We start from the raw sequence: 15,243 nt of genomic DNA on the forward strand, positions 1-15,243 counted from the left end.
CTGATGGCTATTCACGCTCCCGACGAGCGTTGTCCAGTAGACGGCAACAGTATGGTCAGAATTCCCAGCAGCGGTAGGTACGAACACAGCGTGTAGACATACTCGATGCCATGGATATCCGCCAGGTGCCCCAGCAGCGCAGCACCGATCCCGCCGAATCCGAACATCAGGCCGAAGAACACCCCGGCGATCATGCCGACGTTGCCGGGCACCAGTTCCTGGGCGAAGACCACGATGGCCGAGAATGCCGAGGCGAGGATGAAACCGATGATCATGCTCAGCACGCCCGTCCAGAACAGGTCGACGTAGGGCAGGACGAGGGTGAACGGCGCTGCGCCGAGGATCGAGAACCAGATCACCCGCTTGCGGCCGATCCGGTCGCCGATCGGGCCGCCAAAGAACGTACCCGCCGCGACGGCACCGAGGAACAGGAACAGGTACAGCTGCGAACTGGCTACCGACAGGTCGAATTTCTCGATCAGGTAGAAGGTGAAGTAACTGGTGAAGCTGGCCATGTAGAAGTATTTGGAAAACACCAACAGCGCCAACACGATCAGAGCGAAGGTCACCCGCCGTTTCGAAAGGCCGTGGGTGGGCTTGCTGCCTTGCTTGAGCTTGAACAGGTTCAGGTGATTGCGATACCAGCGGCTCAGACCGTATTGCACGAGGATGGCGAACACCGCGAACAGGCCGAACCAGGCGACGTTGCCCTGGCCATAGGGAATGATGATCGCGGCGGCCAGCAAGGGGCCGAAGGCGCTGCCGGCGTTGCCGCCGACCTGAAAGGTCGATTGCGCCAGGCCGTAGCGCCCGCCCGACGCCAGGCGCGCCACCCGCGAGGTCTCCGGGTGAAAGGTCGACGAGCCAACCCCCACCAGCGCCGAGGCCACGAGAATCGCCGGGAAACTGCCGACCATCGAGAGCATCAGGATACCGATCAGGGTGCAGACCATGCCGGCCGGCAGCAGCCACGGTTTGGGATGACGGTCGGTGTAGAAACCGATCCAGGGTTGCAGCAGTGAGGCGGTGAGCTGGAAGGTCAGGGTGATCAGGCCGACCTGGGTGAAGCTCAGGCCATAGCTGGCCTTGAGCATCGGATAGATCGACGGCAGCACGGCCTGGATCAGGTCGTTGATCAGGTGCGCCAACGCACAGGCGCCGATGACGCGCATGACCAGGGGGCTGGCCTGGCTGGCGACCGAGACGGTGGGTGAGGGCGAGCTGAGGGTAGTGGTCGACATGGGCAGTTTCCGGATAAAAAACGCGAGCCGCGAACGCAAGGCGCAGCCAATTTCAGGGTTCGACGTTATCCTATGGCCCACAAAGTCGCCCGTCTCGCGCAACTCGGGCGCGGACCATCGCAAAAAGGGCGTCATGATCAAGCCATTGCAGACATTTCTTGCGGAGATCGACCAGGGCGGCTGGAGCGTTCGCAGCAGTGCGACCGACTACCCGGAAAACTGGTTTATCGCGCCGCATTCCCATGAAAAGCATCAACTGATCTATGCCATCGAAGGTGTGATGGTGGTGCACGCCGCCACCAGCCAATGGACGGTGCCGCCGAGCCGTGGCATCTGGATGCCGAGTGGGGTAGTGCACTGGATTCGCTGTGTCGGGCCGATCAAGATGCGCAGCGTGTTTGTGCACCCCGGCGCGAGCCCGGACCTGCCCGGTGAAACCCGGGCGGTGAGTGTGTCCGCGTTGCTCAGTGAGCTGATCAAGGTCTCGGTGGATTTCGATTTCAATGGCGACCCGGACTCGCGGGAAGCCCGGGTGCTGCGGCTGATCCTGGATGAACTGACGATACTGCCGACCTTGCCATTGAACCTGCCGCAGCCCAGCGATCAACGGATCAGCCAGATCTGTAGCGCGTTGCAGCAGGACCCGGGCGATGGCTCGACCTTGTCGGACTGGAGCGCGCGGTTGAGCCTCGACGCCAAAACCATCCAGCGCCGCTTTCGCAAGGAAACCGGCATGACTTTCGGCCAATGGCGCCAGCAAGCGCGACTGCTGCTGGCGCTGGAACGCATCGCCGTCGGGGAGAAGATCATCGACATCGCCGGGGCGCTGGGATACGACAGCCCGAGCGCGTTCACCACCATGTTCAAGAAGCAGTTCGGCAAGACGCCGAGTGATTTTTTCAAGTGAGGCGGCCGCCCGTGGGACGGCCGCTTGATGCCTGAATCCGCTCAGGATCCTTGCGGTGTTTCACCCCGCGCCAGTCGGGCATTGATGTCTTCGATGACCGCCGGCAGATCGACGATGGTGTCGATCAGGTAGTGCGGGCGGGAGCCTTCGAACATCCTGACGATGCGGGCCCGCTCACTGTCCAGCCTGTCGGAAGGCAGGGCCTTGTATTGCTCGTAGGTCAAGCCCAGGGCATTGCCGGAACAGGTCAGCGCGACCGTCCACATCCCGGCGGCACGGCCTTCCAGAATGCCGGGCCAGGTGTCGTCGACCTTGACGCAGGCGGCGACGTCGCTGATCCCCAGGGCAATCACGTTGGCCAGGGCCTGGGCCGGGTAGGGGCGGCCGTTCGGCACCTCGTCAGTGGCCACCACATGGTCCGCCACGTAGCCATTGTGCCGCGCCAGTTCGACCACTTTTTCCATGACCACGGCCGGGTAACCGGAGCAGGAGCCGATTTTCAGGCCCTTGTCGCGCAAGGCATCGATGGTGTTCAGGGCGCCGGGTATCAGGGCCGAGTGCAGGGCGATTTTCTCGATCTGCAGCGGCATGAAGCGTTCGTACAGTGCGGTGACATCGTCATCGGTCGGTAGGCGGTCAAACACGGCACGGTAGCGCTCGGCGATCTGCGGCTGATTGCACAGGGTGCGGATGTGATCCCACTTGCCCATGCCCATCGGGCCCCGGGCTTCTTCCAGCGAAACGGCGACGCCGAACTCGGCAAAAGCCTCGACGAAAATCTGCGTGGGGGCGAAGGAGCCGAAATCGACAACGGTGCCGGCCCAGTCCAGGACCACGGCTTGCAGTTGGGTCGGTTGTTGGTAGTTCATGGTGTTTCTCCATTTTTTGTTGTGGGCAGGCCGTCCCTCCTGTCGCCAGGAAGTAGGCCTGTGGATTGCTCAAGGGTGAGGTGAAATCAGGTGGCCGGCGTTGGACTCGAGTCGAACAGCTCCGCGATCATCGGCCGGTTTCGGCGAATGCCCAGGCAGCACAGGTGGTAGTCGATGGAAAACGGGTGATTGACGAAGGTGATCGGTTTGGTGCCGGGCGTTTCGGCGTACTCGACGGCCGAGACGAAACCGATACCGATGCCCTTGGCGATGGCATGGACGATGGCCTCGCGGCTGTTCAACTGCATGACGCAATTGAGGGCGACGCCCAGGCGCTTGCAGCTTTCCTCTACCAATTGGCGAGTGCGGGAGCTTTTTTCCCGCAGCACCCATTTCTCTTCGCTGATCTGCTCGACATGTACTTCTTTCTGCCGGGCCCAGGGATGGTCCTCGCGCACCACCGCAATGATCGGGTAGCGCCGGTAAAGCTGCGTGTCAAAACGCTGGTCGAATTCGGACAGGGCCAGGATCGCCACATCGATATCGAAGTTGAACAGGCGATCCAGGGTCTCTTTTTCCGGAGAAAACGAGGTTTCCAGCTCGATGTCCGGGTGCCGCTGCATCAGTTCGTAGGTCAGGTTCATCGCAATGGGCGGGGACACTGCGCCCAGGCGCAGCATGCCGGTCTTGCGTTGCTTGAAACTCTGCAGCAGTTGCACGGCTTCATCCTCCTGGCCGAACAGACCCTGGGTGATCGCATAGAGTTGGTGCCCGGCGGCACTCATTTCGATAAAGCGGCCGCGGCGATGGAACAGCTCCACGGAAAACTTCTTCTCCAGGGCATTGACCTGCTCACTGACCGTGGGCTGGCCGACGCTCAGGTACTCGGCGGCGAGGGTGAAGCTGCCGGTCTTGGCCACTGCATGAAATGAACGTAGCCACTTGTGGTACTGGTACATAGACGATCCTGTTCAGAAGCCGCGTCTTCGATTCAACCTGCCGTGCCCGGCAATCAACGCCTGATGAACAACGCGACAATCGCACTGCACAGGCAGGCGCTGGTGACCACGATGAAGATCAGCGAGGTGTTGCCGGTACTGTCGAGCATACTGCCGATCAGCGGTTCCGCCAGGCCGGCGAACAGATAGGAAGAGAAGTTCATCACGCCGGTCGCCGTGCCGGCACGCTTGGCGCCCACTAGGTCCGGGCACAGTGCCCAGAAGCTGGAAGCCGGGCCGTACACGAAGAAACCGCAGAGGAACAACGCCACAAGGCCGGTCGCGCTGTGGGGGGCAAGGGTCCACATCCACAGACTGGTGGCCGCACCGAGGAACATGTAGAGCATAATCGCCAGGTAGCGCTTGGAGCCGAACAGCTTGTCCGAGATCCAGCCGTTGCTCAGCGCGCCAATGGCCATGCCGACCGGAAGGGCCACGGTGATCCATTTCGGATCGATCATGCTGTCGCCGCTTTTCCAGTTGGCGCCCAGGAAGTGCACCGGCACCCAGACGATCAAACCGTAGCGGGCAGCGTTCTGGAACCCCAGGGACACGGCGGCGATGATCAGGCGAAAGTTCTTCAGTACCGCTTTGTAGCGTTGCGCCGATGTTTCGGTTTCACCGTGCGCCACCTCATGGTTCTTGTCCTCGGCGTTGGCCACGCCTGTGTCGGCCAGCGGTTCGAATCCCAGGTCTTGCGGACGCTCGCGGGCCACCAGGTAGAAGATGATGCCGCCCGCCAGCATGAGCAATACGGGCAGGCGGAAGATCCAGCGCCATTCCAGATGCATCACTTCCAGCACGACGATCGAGGTCACGTAGGAAAGAACGGAAGCGCAACCGGCTGCGAACACGTAGAAGCCGTAGACCTTGCCGCGTTCACCCGCGCTCCACCAGTTGGAGATCAGCCGGCTGCCCGGTGCCCAGCCCAATGCCTGGAAGTAGCCATTGATGCCCCAGGGCAAAATCAACGCGGCAAAGTTACTGGCGAAGCTCGTCACCCAGTTAGCGCCGCACGACAGTACCGCGCCCAGGGTCATGATGCGTCGGCCACCGAATTTGTCGGCGAGGTTGCCGTTGATGGCCTGGCCAATCGCGTAGGCCCAGAGCATGGCGGCCGATACCCAGCCAAGGTGCTCTTTGGTAAAGCCGAACTCGGCCTGGATACCGGGAATGGCGAAACCGAACGTTTGTCGCCCGGTATAGAAAAACAGATAGCAAAACATGGCCGCCAGCAACATGCGCCACTGAGCGATGCGGAACGACGTGGTGTGTATGGCGAGACCTGGCATGGTTTGGGCACGATTCATGATCTTTTCCTTATTCTTGTTCGTTCCCTGCGAGTTGCGTCGCAGGGTGCACTCTTTTTCAGGTGCGGCAGGAAATCGTCGCGGCTCGTTACGCCGCTGGCAGTGTAGTGTCTTGGGGGCTGTCGAGCCCTAGGCCGCTCGTGAGCCGATGAAGTTCTTGCCGCGTGCGCCCTGCAGGGCGAAATCGATCATGACTTGCGCCTCTTCGGCCGTTACGCCGTAGTCGGCGAATTCGGTCTTCACATCCAGGCTGTGCAGGAAGGCGCGCAAACGGGCCTGGGCTTTGTCCAGGTCTGGTCCGAAAACCCGTTGCAGGGTCTTGTCACGCGTTGCGTCGTGGCCCCAGGCAAGGCCCAACACCAGAGGCAAGGTGAAGGAGCAGGCGATGCCGTGGGGCAGACCGTAGTGCAAGGTCATCTCATAGGAAATGGAGTGGGCCAGCGCGGTCTTGGTGTTGGAGAACGCCATGCCGGCCTTGAGTGCGGCGAGGGCCATCCGTGAACGCAGTTCCTGGCTGGACAGGTCACGCCGCAGCAAGGGCAGGCATTCGAGGATGTCCTCGATGGCAGAGATGGCGAAGGTGTCGGAAAGCGGGTTGGCGTTGATGTTCCAGATCGATTCCAGTGCGTGGGACAAGGCATCCAGGCCTGTGGACACGGTGACGCTGGCCGGCACCGTGAGCATCAATTGCGGATCGATGATCGCGACCTTTGGCCAGGTACAGTCCAGGTGCAGGGAATACTTCTTGTGGTTGGCAGCGTCCCAGATCGTCGCCCAGGGCGTGACTTCACTGCCGGTGCCTGCCGTGGTCGGGGCTGCGATCAGCTGTTTGCTGCGCGCCGGAACGAAGGGTTTGCCGCTTGCCAGCAATGCCAGCAGTTCATCGAAGCGGCCTGACTCGGTGCCGACAATCAGCGCTTTAGCCGTGTCGATGGCACTGCCGCCTCCGACGGCAATCACCGCATGGCAATCGCCGGCTTCCTGCCAGAAGCGTTCATAGGTCGCGCGCAGTTGCGCGACATCGGGATTGGGCTGGACATCTTCGATCACGTAGACCAGGCGTTCGCCCAGCAGCGACTGGAGGCGATCCACCAGCCCCAGGCCACGGGCTTCGGGAAAGGTCACGACGGCAACGTTCTGGTGTTCGGTGATGGCGGCAAGTTCTTGCAAGCTGCCCCAGCCGAAACGGGTATCCACTGGGTTGTGAAATCGGGCGGTCATGGCGGGTCCTTGGTTTTTGTTGTTGGAAGTGACGCCATGCTCGCGGTCCAGGCACTGCTGCACAAATCGATAATTCGCAGGTTTGAATCGGCTGGGCCGATAGTGGGGCGAGCTCATGGGACACGTATCCAGCTGTGATTCGAATGAACGAACGCTGCCCGGCGTAAAGGAACTACCTAGAACACTGCGGAAAATGCCGTCACTGATGGGGTTAGTCTCAATATCCCGCCTGCGGGGGCTGCCTTAGGCTGTGGGCTTTTGGCAAACCAATGGGCGGAGTCGCCATGCGTTTTTTTGAACTGATCACTTTCACCGTGCGTGTGCGTACCGTCGCCGATGCCCTGGCGCGCATCGAGGCTGTACTGAACGACCCGAGTGTCGGCGGCATGCTGATGGGCTGCTGGGCCTCGGAGATCGGCCCGTTGAACCAGATCGCCGTGCTGCGTGGCTATGCCGACGAACACTCAAGGCAGGCAGAGCGCGAGCGTTTCCTGCTGGGGGGCGGGGCGTTTGGCGTCAACGAGTTCATCACCGACCTGCGCATCGAAAACTACACGCTGTTTCCCTTCCTCGAACCCTTGAGCGCCGGCCGGCACGGTCCGTTCTATGAGTTGCGCGTCTACGACCTGGTCAGCGGCGGGTTGCAGCCGACACTCGACGGCTGGAGCAAAGCCATCGAGGCGCGAACCGCCGAGCAATATTCTCCGGTGTACGCGGCGTTTTACGCCACCGACGGCGCGCTGCCGCGCTATCTGCACATCTGGCCGTGGGCCAGCCTTGAGCAGCGCTTGCAGGTGCGCACCCAGGCGGTCACCGACGGCGTCTGGCCGCCGGAAAACTCAGGCCCGCAACTGCGTGACATGTGCTCGACGATCTATCTGCCGGCGAAGTTTTCGCCCTTGCAATGACGACGGCTCGGCTCATGCGCAGCCGAACGGTGCGCATTAGCGACGCGCCGGAAATGGCCCTGTAAACTGGCGGCGCAAAAGGCGCTCGCCTTACCCTTTCAAGCAAGAGAAATTCCAATGGCAAACCACGACCTGACCTTTACGCCTGACCTCGATGCCGATTCGATTTCCTCCGACGTCGTCGGTTTCGGCGGTGTGCTGGTCTCCACCCAGATCCCCACCCGTGCCGACGGCAGCCTGGAGCTGGGCGACATCACCCTGCAAAGCGAATGCACCCTGCAAGCGCTGAAGGTCGCGCTGGAACGTGCCGGCAGCTCCATGGACCGCGTGATGCACCTGACCATCTACCTCACCGACATGGCCGACCGCGCCGCGTTCAACGAGGTCTACAAACGCTACTTCGCCAAGCCGTGGCCAGTGCGCGCCGCTGTCGGGGTTGCCTCGCTGGCGGTGGAAGGCATGCGCGTGGAAGTGACCGCGATGGCGGCCAAGGCCTGATTTCGGCAACACACACACCTGTGGGAGCGGGCTTGCTCGCGAAGGCGGCGTGTCAGCTTGCACAAGTGTTGACTGACCCAGCGCTTTCGCGAGCAAGCCCGCTCCCACAGTTGAATGTTGTTGTGCACAAGTTCTGAGTACGACATAAATCCCCTTGTGGGAGCGGGCTTGCCCGCGAAGGCGGCGTGTCAGCCTGCACAAGTGTTGACTGATCCAGCGCTTTCGCGAGCAAGCCCGCTCCCACAGGGGATGTTGGGCATTTGGCCGACGCCGATCAAATAATGTAGGAGCGAGCTTGCTCGCGATGAACACAAGGGCGACGCGTGCATACAGAATGCCCGCGTCATCGTTAACGTCCATCGCGAGCAAGCTCGCTCCCACAAGGATTCAGGCAGGGCAGATCTGCCCAAGGCCACCACCGGGCAGCATACGGGTGCCGGTCAGGCGTTTCGCCGCTACAATGCACGCCTCGACCGTGACAAGCCTGACTAAAAAACTATGTCTTTGCCCAAACATCACCTGGAATTGCTCAGCCCTGCCCGCGATGTCGCCATCGCCCGCGAGGCTATCCTGCATGGTGCCGATGCCGTGTACATCGGCGGCCCGAGCTTCGGCGCCCGCCACAACGCCTGCAACGAGGTGAGCGAGATTGCCGAACTGGTGGAATTCGCCCGTCGTTATCACGCGCGGATCTTCACCACCATCAACACGATCCTGCACGACAACGAACTGGAGCCGGCCCGCCAGCTGATCCACCAGTTGTACGACGCCGGCGTCGATGCGCTGATCGTCCAGGACCTGGGTGTGATGGAACTGGACATTCCGCCGATCGAACTGCACGCCAGTACCCAGACGGACATCCGCACCCTGGAGCGGGCAAAGTTCCTCGATCAGGCCGGTTTCTCGCAACTGGTGCTGGCCCGCGAGCTGAACCTCAAGGAAATCCGCGCCATCGCCGACGAAACCGACGCGGCCATCGAGTTCTTTATCCATGGCGCCTTGTGCGTGGCGTTTTCCGGCCAGTGCAACATTTCCCACGCGCAGACCGGGCGCAGCGCCAACCGCGGCGACTGCTCCCAGGCTTGCCGCCTGCCGTACACCCTCAAGGATGAAAAGGGTGGGGTGATCGCTTACGAAAAGCACCTGCTGTCGATGAAGGACAACAACCAGAGCGCCAACATCCGCGCGCTGGTCGAGGCGGGCGTGCGCTCGTTCAAGATCGAGGGCCGCTACAAGGACATGGGCTATGTGAAGAACATCACCGCCTACTACCGCCAGCGTCTGGACGACGTCCTCGAAGACCGCCCGGACCTGGCCCGCGCTTCCAGTGGCCGCACCGCGCACTTCTTCCTGCCCGACCCGGAAAAGACCTTCCACCGTGGCAGCACCGATTACTTCGTCACTGACCGCAAGATCGATATCGGCGCCTTTGACTCGCCGACCTTCACCGGTCTGCCGGTGGGTGTGGTCGAGAAGGTCGCCAAGCGCGACATGCAGGTCGTGACGCACGAGCCGCTGTCCAACGGTGACGGCCTCAACGTGCTGGTCAAGCGTGAAGTGGTGGGTTTCCGCGCCAACATCGCCGAACCCAAGGGCGAATTCGAGGAGGACGGCGAGAAGCGTTATCGCTATCGCGTCGAGCCCAACGAGATGCCGGAGGGGATGTACAAGCTGCGCCCCAACCATCCGCTGAATCGCAATCTCGATCACAACTGGCAACAGGCGCTGCAAAGGACCTCGGCCGAGCGTCGCATCGCCCTGAGCTGGGTCGCTCACCTGCGCGAAGAACAGCTGGCGCTGACCGCGACCAGCGAGGAAGGCATCAGCGCCAGTGTCACGCTTGCCGGCCCGTTCGGCGCGGCCAACAAGCCGGAGCAGGCGCTGGAGCAGTTGCAGGATCTGCTCGGCCAGCTGGGTACCACCCAGTACCACGCCATCGATATCAAGCTGGATGCGCCGCAGGCGTTCTTCATCCCGAACTCGCAGCTCAAGGCCTTGCGCCGCGAAGTGATTGAAGCCTTGACCCAGGCGCGGGTCGCCGCCCACCCGCGCGGCAGCCGTAAAGCCGAAACCACGCCGCCGCCGGTGTATCCGGATTCGCACCTGACGTTCCTGGCCAACGTCTACAACCAGAAGGCTCGTGACTTCTATCACCGCCATGGGGTCAAGCTGATCGACGCGGCCTACGAGGCCCACGAGGAAGCCGGCGAAGTGCCGGTGATGATCACCAAGCACTGCCTGCGTTTCTCCTTCAACCTGTGTCCGAAACAGGCCAAGGGCGTGACCGGCGTGCGCACCAAGGTCGCGCCGATGCAACTGATTCACGGCGATGAAGTGCTGACGCTGAAATTCGATTGCAAGCCATGTGAAATGCACATCATCGGCAAGATGAAGGGCCACATCCTCAATCTGCCGCAACCGGGCAGCGTGGTCGGTCACATCAGCCCCGAAGACCTGCTCAAGACCATCCCGCGCGCACCGCACTGAGTGACCGGCGAGCGCGCCGCAACGGCGCGCTCGCCTTTTGCTCAAGATCCAGCGAAAGGGCGTCCTCGTTTGTCGTTTTTTTGTTTTAAGCGCGGAGCATGGTTGCAGCCTGTTCTTGCTGGAATCCAGACGCTGGCGACAAATCCGTAGCTGCAGTCGACGCTACCCGCAGGTCTCGAGGACGGCTTTTTCAGCTCGTTTGAATTCCTGTTTGATGTCGGTGGGGATGCGTTGCTTTTTGAGTTCCTGGCCGAGGAAGGGTTGATCGCTGCGGGAGTGGACCTCGGCGTCTTCGGCCGTTATCTGTGCTTCGATGGCCGCGGCGTGCTTGTCGATGACGGCATTGACCTCTGCTTCGTTTCTGGCCGTATCAAGTGCCAGGACCAACTGGCCAGCCTCGGCTTTTTCGGCCTCGGCATAGGCTTCGACCGTCAACCCGGAGGCCAGGGCTCGCGCCTGGGTTTCCAGGCTGTTGAGATGCTCCCGGGCGGCCCTGCAGACCGCTTCCTGTCGCTGGCTCTCGATGTGTTCCCAGGTGTTCAGTCCATAAATCGCGGCCCCGACCACCAGGATGGTTGCAAAGGTGCCCATCAGTTTGCCTTTCACATTTTGCGCCCTCAAATGGCAAAGGAGGGGTGTTGAGCAAACGATTTCCGATTCCATCCCCTAAAGGAAAAGCGTAGCAGACGTGATCGGGCCGAATGTGCGCCGGGCACTTCCCGGGGACTTGGCTGAACACTAAGCATCTGTTTTAAAAAACAAATTGTTTTATTGGGGCTTCCCATACGAGGCAAAAGTTGGTAAATTGCCGCCCACACTTGCACAGGCCCTCAGGGAGCCTGTCACGCAAGCAGGCAACAGCGCTTGTTGCCACTCAAGAAAGCGAGTGCCTGGCACTCATCGCAACAGATACAGGGGCGTCGCCAAGCGGTAAGGCAGCAGGTTTTGATCCTGCCATGCGTTGGTTCGAATCCAGCCGCCCCTGCCATTTTTCTTCTTGCTCAATCAGAAAACACTCGACCGACGGTTGTTATTCGTCGATTCGTCGGTTTTTTGCGCTCGTTACTCATGTTCCGGATGTTCCCTCGCAAACCCGCGTGCAGCCAAGGCTTGCGCAAGGTCTTTGTGCACGAGCCTCTAGCGAAAGCGCTCCGGGATGGCCTCGGCAAACGGATACCAGGCAAACCAGGGCCTTGCCTCGTCGATCACTCGCTTGACCGAGGGTCTTTCGGTCAACCTGTCGAAATAAGCGCGCAAGTGGCGATGATCGTCGGCAAAGGGGACGAGGGTGCTGGCGTAGAACAGCGCCGGGGCGGCGGCGCAATCGGCCATGCTGAATGCCGGGCTGGCCACCCAGGTTCTAGCCGCCAGTTGCCGTTCAAGCAGGCCGTACGCCGTTGTCAGCGCGGTGCGCTCGCGGGTCAGGTCGCCGTTGGCGGCGTTCAGGCGGTCTGCGACGATCTTCTGCATCGGCACCTGGACATGGAGGTCGAAAAAACGATCCCACAGCCGCACTTCCAGGGCGGCTTCCCAATCGTACGGAATCAGGTGCGCCTGGCCGGTATGGAGCCGGTCCAGATATTCAATGATCACACTCGACTCCGGCACGTTCTTTTGCCGGGTGTGATCGCGAAGCACCGGGAACTTGCCGATCGGCCACAGCGCTTGAAGTTCGGCCCGGTCGGCGTCGTTGCCCAGGTCGATAATCCGTTTTTCAAACTCGATGTCCAGTTCATAGAAGGCGATCAGTGCTTTGTGGCAGAACGACGAGAGCGGGTGGAAATAAAGAGTCAGTGACATCCTTCCATTCCTCGGTGAGATGCAAACCGCTTCATTATCCGTCGCCATCGGCCAGTGCGCGAGGCGCTCCATCATGATGTCCGGTGCGGGCTGTTCGGGTTAGAGTACAGATCCTGGCCTGAATATCAGGCATGCCACGTTCAGGGTCATACCGCCATGCACCAGATCGGACTCATTGTTTACCCCGGTTTTCAGGTTCTGGGGCTGGCCATGTGTGCCGCCTTCGAATTGGCCAACAGTGCCGGTGACGAACCGTTGTACCGCATTGCCTTGTTGTCCGAGCCGGGTGGCCTGGTGCAAACGTCCGCCGGTTTTGCCGTGCAGACCGAAGCGTTCGACCAGCGCGCGTTCGATACGCTGCTGGTCCTGGGCGATAACCTGATCCGCCCGACTACTGCGGGCATGCTGGCGTTTTTGCGCCGCGCCAGTCACGGCACCCGACGCCTGGGCTCGATTTGCACAGGGGCGACGGCTTTGGCGGAGGCCGGTTTGCTTGATGGTCGGCGGGCGACCACCCACTGGGCGCATGTGCCGGCCTTTCGCAAGGCGTACCCGAAGGTGAAGGTCGAGCAAGACCGGATCTTCGTCAATGATGGTCATCTGTGGACGGCGGCGGGCATGAGCGCGTGCGTGGACCTGGCGTTGGCGTTGGTGGAGCAGGACCTGGGTGCCGACCTTGCGCGCCAGGTGGCGCGGCAGTTGGTGGTGTACCACCGGCGTTCCGGCGGACAGTCGCAGTTTTCAGTGATGCTGGAACTGGCCCCCAAGACCGATCGGATTCAGGCCGCGCTGAACTACGCCAGGCAGAATCTGAAGTCCGCGCTGTCGGTCGAGGAGCTGGCCAGCGCGGCCAATCTCAGCCCCCGGCAATTCAGCCGGGTGTTTCATGCCGAAACCGGCCAGTCCCCGGCCAAGGCCATCGAAAGCCTGCGGGTCGAGTCGGCCCGGTTGATGATGGAAACCGGGCGGCACTCCATCGATGTGGTGGCGACGGACACGGGGTTTGGTGATCGGGAGCGGATGCGCCGCGCTTTTATTCGTGCCTTCGGGCAGCCGCCGCAGGTGATTCAGCGGGCCAGTCGGGGTTGATTTGTTGATGTCCTGAAAAGTGGTATATACGACATTCAAGCCTTAATATTATTGGCGTAATCTTGATCTCGTTGAAATCCTTCCTCAGTGAGATCACCGCCATGACCATCGTCAAAGCCGCCGCCGTACAAATCAGTCCCGTTCTTTACAGCCGTGAAGGCACGGTCGACAAAGTGGTGCAGAAGATTCTCGAACTCGGCGAACAGGGCGTGCAATTTGCCGTGTTCCCGGAAACCGTCGTGCCCTACTACCCGTACTTTTCCTTCGTGCAGTCGCCGTTCGAAATGGCCGCCGAACACCTCAAGCTGCTGGACCAGGCTGTCACCGTGCCTTCGCCCGCCACTGATGCCATCGGCGCTGCGGCCAGGCAAGTCGGCATGGTCGTGTCCATCGGCGTCAACGAGCGTGATGGCGGCACGCTGTACAACACGCAGCTGCTGTTCGATGCCGACGGCTCGCTGATCCAGCGTCGCCGCAAGATCTCCCCGACCTACCATGAACGCATGATCTGGGGCATGGGCGACGGTTCCGGCCTGCGGGCCGTCGACAGCGCGGCAGGGCGAATCGGGCAACTGGCCTGCTGGGAGCATTTCAACCCGCTGGCCCGTTATGCCTTGATGGCCGATGGCGAACAGATCCATGCGGCGATGTACCCGGGGTCGTTTGCAGGTCCGTTGTTCGCCTCGCAAATGGAAGTCAGCATTCGCCAGCATGCCCTGGAGGCCGCGTGTTTCGTGGTCAACTCCACGGCGTGGCTGTACCCCGAGCAACAGGCGCAGATCATGGCGGATACCGGCTGCACCATCGGCCCGATCTCCGGCGGCTGCTTTACCGCGATCATCAGCCCGGATGGCACAGTGCTGGGTTCGTTGCAGGAAGGTGAAGGCGAGGTGATCGCCGACCTCGACATGGGCCTGATCGACAAGCGCAAACGCATGATGGATTCCCGCGGCCACTACAGTCGCCCGGAACTGTTGAGCCTGCTGATTGACCGTACACCGCACGCTCATGTGCATGAACGCAGTGCGCATCTGACGCTGGCCGAACAGACCGGGATGGAAGAAGTGATTGGGTAGGTTGTTCACGTAATTGCGGGGAATACCGATACCTGTAGGAGCGAGCTTGCTCGCGATGGAGGTCAACGATGATGCGGGGAGCCTGACACCCCGCGGTGCTCTCAGGTTTTTCGCGAGCAAGCTCGCTCCTACAGAAATTTCGTAATCTGTGTGTCCGCGTTGCAGATTGCGTTTCAGCGACGCCAGAAGTAACGCGCCAGCAGTGCGTCTAGGCTGAGCTTGCCGGCACCGGACAGCAACAGCGGAGTAAGGGTCACAAGGTAGATCAAGGGCAGCTTGAAGTTACCGTAACCCTTGTTGCTGATGGCGTAACCTTGGGCAAGTTCACTCAGGGTGTGCCAGTCGGCGGGCCAATGCACGGCGGCGGTGGCGACGAGGGTCACCACCATCAGGCTCAACGCCGAGAAGCGTGTGCCAAGGCCCACCAGCAAGGTCATGGCGAAGATCAGTTCGGCCCACATCGACAGTTCCCAATTCAGCGTCGCCGGAAGGTGGTCGAACGGAAACGGGAAGCGCTCCTGGATATCGGCGAACCAGTTCTGGCCGTTGAATTTTTCCAGGCCCGATTCAAGGAATTCCCAGGCAAGGAACACTCGCAGCACCAGAGGCGCAACCCAGACGCCGGCACGGTCGAGGCTCAGGTTCAGGCCTTTGATGGCCGAGGAAATGGAGGTGTTCATGGACGATGATCTCCTTCAGGTCGGGGAGGCGGGGCGAGGGCATGCCCCGTGAGTTGTGCGCTTTGATCGGCCAGGCCAATCGACCGGCGTATTTCATCAAGGGGGTGTATCTGCGGTGTGTCGTTGTGGCGGGGTTTTGCGTGCGGGGTGTGTCAGGGG

14 protein-coding genes and 1 tRNA gene are annotated in these 15,243 nt (G+C 61.3%); 7 read left to right on the forward strand and 8 right to left on the reverse strand.

The window, feature by feature from the left end; genetic code table 11:
* Positions 1 to 11: 11 nt before the first annotated feature.
* Complete coding sequence (locus tag AC3WN7_RS25780) at positions 12 to 1,241, reverse strand: MFS transporter (RefSeq protein WP_173862154.1); 1,230 nt, start codon at positions 1,239 to 1,241, stop codon at positions 12 to 14.
* A 133-nt stretch (positions 1,242 to 1,374) separates the two neighbouring features.
* Between AC3WN7_RS25780 and AC3WN7_RS25785 the strand changes: the two genes are divergently transcribed.
* Positions 1,375 to 2,148, forward strand: coding sequence for an AraC family transcriptional regulator (locus tag AC3WN7_RS25785; protein ID WP_102675517.1), 774 nt, complete (start codon positions 1,375 to 1,377; stop codon positions 2,146 to 2,148).
* 41 nt (positions 2,149 to 2,189) lie between these two features.
* On the opposite strand, the gene phnX is transcribed toward AC3WN7_RS25785, so the two are convergent.
* The 4 genes from phnX to psrA all read right to left on the reverse strand — a co-directional run bounded on the left by phnX (position 2,190) and on the right by psrA (position 6,546).
* Positions 2,190 to 3,017, reverse strand: coding sequence for a phosphonoacetaldehyde hydrolase (phnX, locus tag AC3WN7_RS25790; protein WP_102675516.1), 828 nt, complete (start codon positions 3,015 to 3,017; stop codon positions 2,190 to 2,192).
* Positions 3,018 to 3,103: 86 nt separating this feature from the next.
* Positions 3,104 to 3,976 carry a LysR substrate-binding domain-containing protein gene (locus tag AC3WN7_RS25795; RefSeq protein ID WP_007980564.1) on the reverse strand — a complete coding sequence of 291 codons (873 nt, stop codon included), beginning with the start codon at positions 3,974 to 3,976 and terminating at the stop codon, positions 3,104 to 3,106.
* A 53-nt stretch (positions 3,977 to 4,029) separates the two neighbouring features.
* On the reverse strand, positions 4,030 to 5,325 hold the full coding sequence (locus AC3WN7_RS25800) for an MFS transporter (RefSeq protein ID WP_102675515.1): 1,296 nt from the start codon (positions 5,323 to 5,325) through the stop codon (positions 4,030 to 4,032).
* Between the two features lie 129 nt (positions 5,326 to 5,454).
* Complete coding sequence (gene psrA, locus AC3WN7_RS25805; RefSeq protein ID WP_102675535.1) at positions 5,455 to 6,546, reverse strand: iron-containing alcohol dehydrogenase PsrA; 1,092 nt, start codon at positions 6,544 to 6,546, stop codon at positions 5,455 to 5,457.
* A 284-nt stretch (positions 6,547 to 6,830) separates the two neighbouring features.
* On the opposite strand from psrA, the gene AC3WN7_RS25810 reads away from it, so the two are divergent.
* The 3 genes from AC3WN7_RS25810 to AC3WN7_RS25820 all read left to right on the forward strand — a co-directional run bounded on the left by AC3WN7_RS25810 (position 6,831) and on the right by AC3WN7_RS25820 (position 10,439).
* Entirely contained in the window at positions 6,831 to 7,454 is a 624-nt protein-coding gene (locus AC3WN7_RS25810) for an NIPSNAP family protein (RefSeq protein WP_102675514.1), read from the forward strand.
* Positions 7,455 to 7,571: 117 nt separating this feature from the next.
* Entirely contained in the window at positions 7,572 to 7,952 is a 381-nt protein-coding gene (locus AC3WN7_RS25815; protein ID WP_007980523.1) for a RidA family protein, read from the forward strand.
* Between the two features lie 498 nt (positions 7,953 to 8,450).
* On the forward strand, positions 8,451 to 10,439 hold the full coding sequence (locus tag AC3WN7_RS25820) for a peptidase U32 family protein (RefSeq protein ID WP_102675512.1): 1,989 nt from the start codon (positions 8,451 to 8,453) through the stop codon (positions 10,437 to 10,439).
* Positions 10,440 to 10,601: 162 nt separating this feature from the next.
* Here AC3WN7_RS25820 and AC3WN7_RS25825 read toward each other — a convergent pair whose 3' ends face one another.
* Positions 10,602 to 11,030: a hypothetical protein gene (locus AC3WN7_RS25825; RefSeq protein WP_015095502.1), complete on the reverse strand. Its 429-nt coding sequence runs from the start codon at positions 11,028 to 11,030 to the stop codon at positions 10,602 to 10,604.
* A 322-nt stretch (positions 11,031 to 11,352) separates the two neighbouring features.
* Between AC3WN7_RS25825 and AC3WN7_RS25830 the strand changes: the two genes are divergently transcribed.
* A tRNA-Gln gene (locus AC3WN7_RS25830) sits at positions 11,353 to 11,427 on the forward strand.
* A 149-nt stretch (positions 11,428 to 11,576) separates the two neighbouring features.
* Here the strand turns inward: AC3WN7_RS25830 and AC3WN7_RS25835 are convergent.
* A complete protein-coding gene (locus tag AC3WN7_RS25835; protein WP_102675511.1) occupies positions 11,577 to 12,239 on the reverse strand; it encodes a glutathione S-transferase family protein in 663 nt (220 codons plus the stop codon).
* 156 nt (positions 12,240 to 12,395) lie between these two features.
* Here AC3WN7_RS25835 and AC3WN7_RS25840 point away from each other — a divergent pair, with 156 nt between their 5' ends.
* Positions 12,396 to 13,328: a GlxA family transcriptional regulator gene (locus AC3WN7_RS25840; RefSeq protein ID WP_095967256.1), complete on the forward strand. Its 933-nt coding sequence runs from the start codon at positions 12,396 to 12,398 to the stop codon at positions 13,326 to 13,328.
* A 101-nt stretch (positions 13,329 to 13,429) separates the two neighbouring features.
* Positions 13,430 to 14,404 (forward strand): nitrilase-related carbon-nitrogen hydrolase, encoded by a 975-nt coding sequence (locus AC3WN7_RS25845; protein WP_095967255.1) that lies wholly within the window; start codon positions 13,430 to 13,432, stop codon positions 14,402 to 14,404.
* Positions 14,405 to 14,577: 173 nt separating this feature from the next.
* On the opposite strand, the gene AC3WN7_RS25850 is transcribed toward AC3WN7_RS25845, so the two are convergent.
* The gene (locus AC3WN7_RS25850; protein WP_095967254.1) at positions 14,578 to 15,084 is read right to left on the reverse strand and encodes an HvfX family Cu-binding RiPP maturation protein; all 507 of its coding nucleotides are present in this window, start codon (positions 15,082 to 15,084) and stop codon (positions 14,578 to 14,580) included.
* Between the last annotated feature and the right edge of the window lie 159 nt (positions 15,085 to 15,243).

This window comes from Pseudomonas sp. FW305-70 (assembly GCF_058783925.1).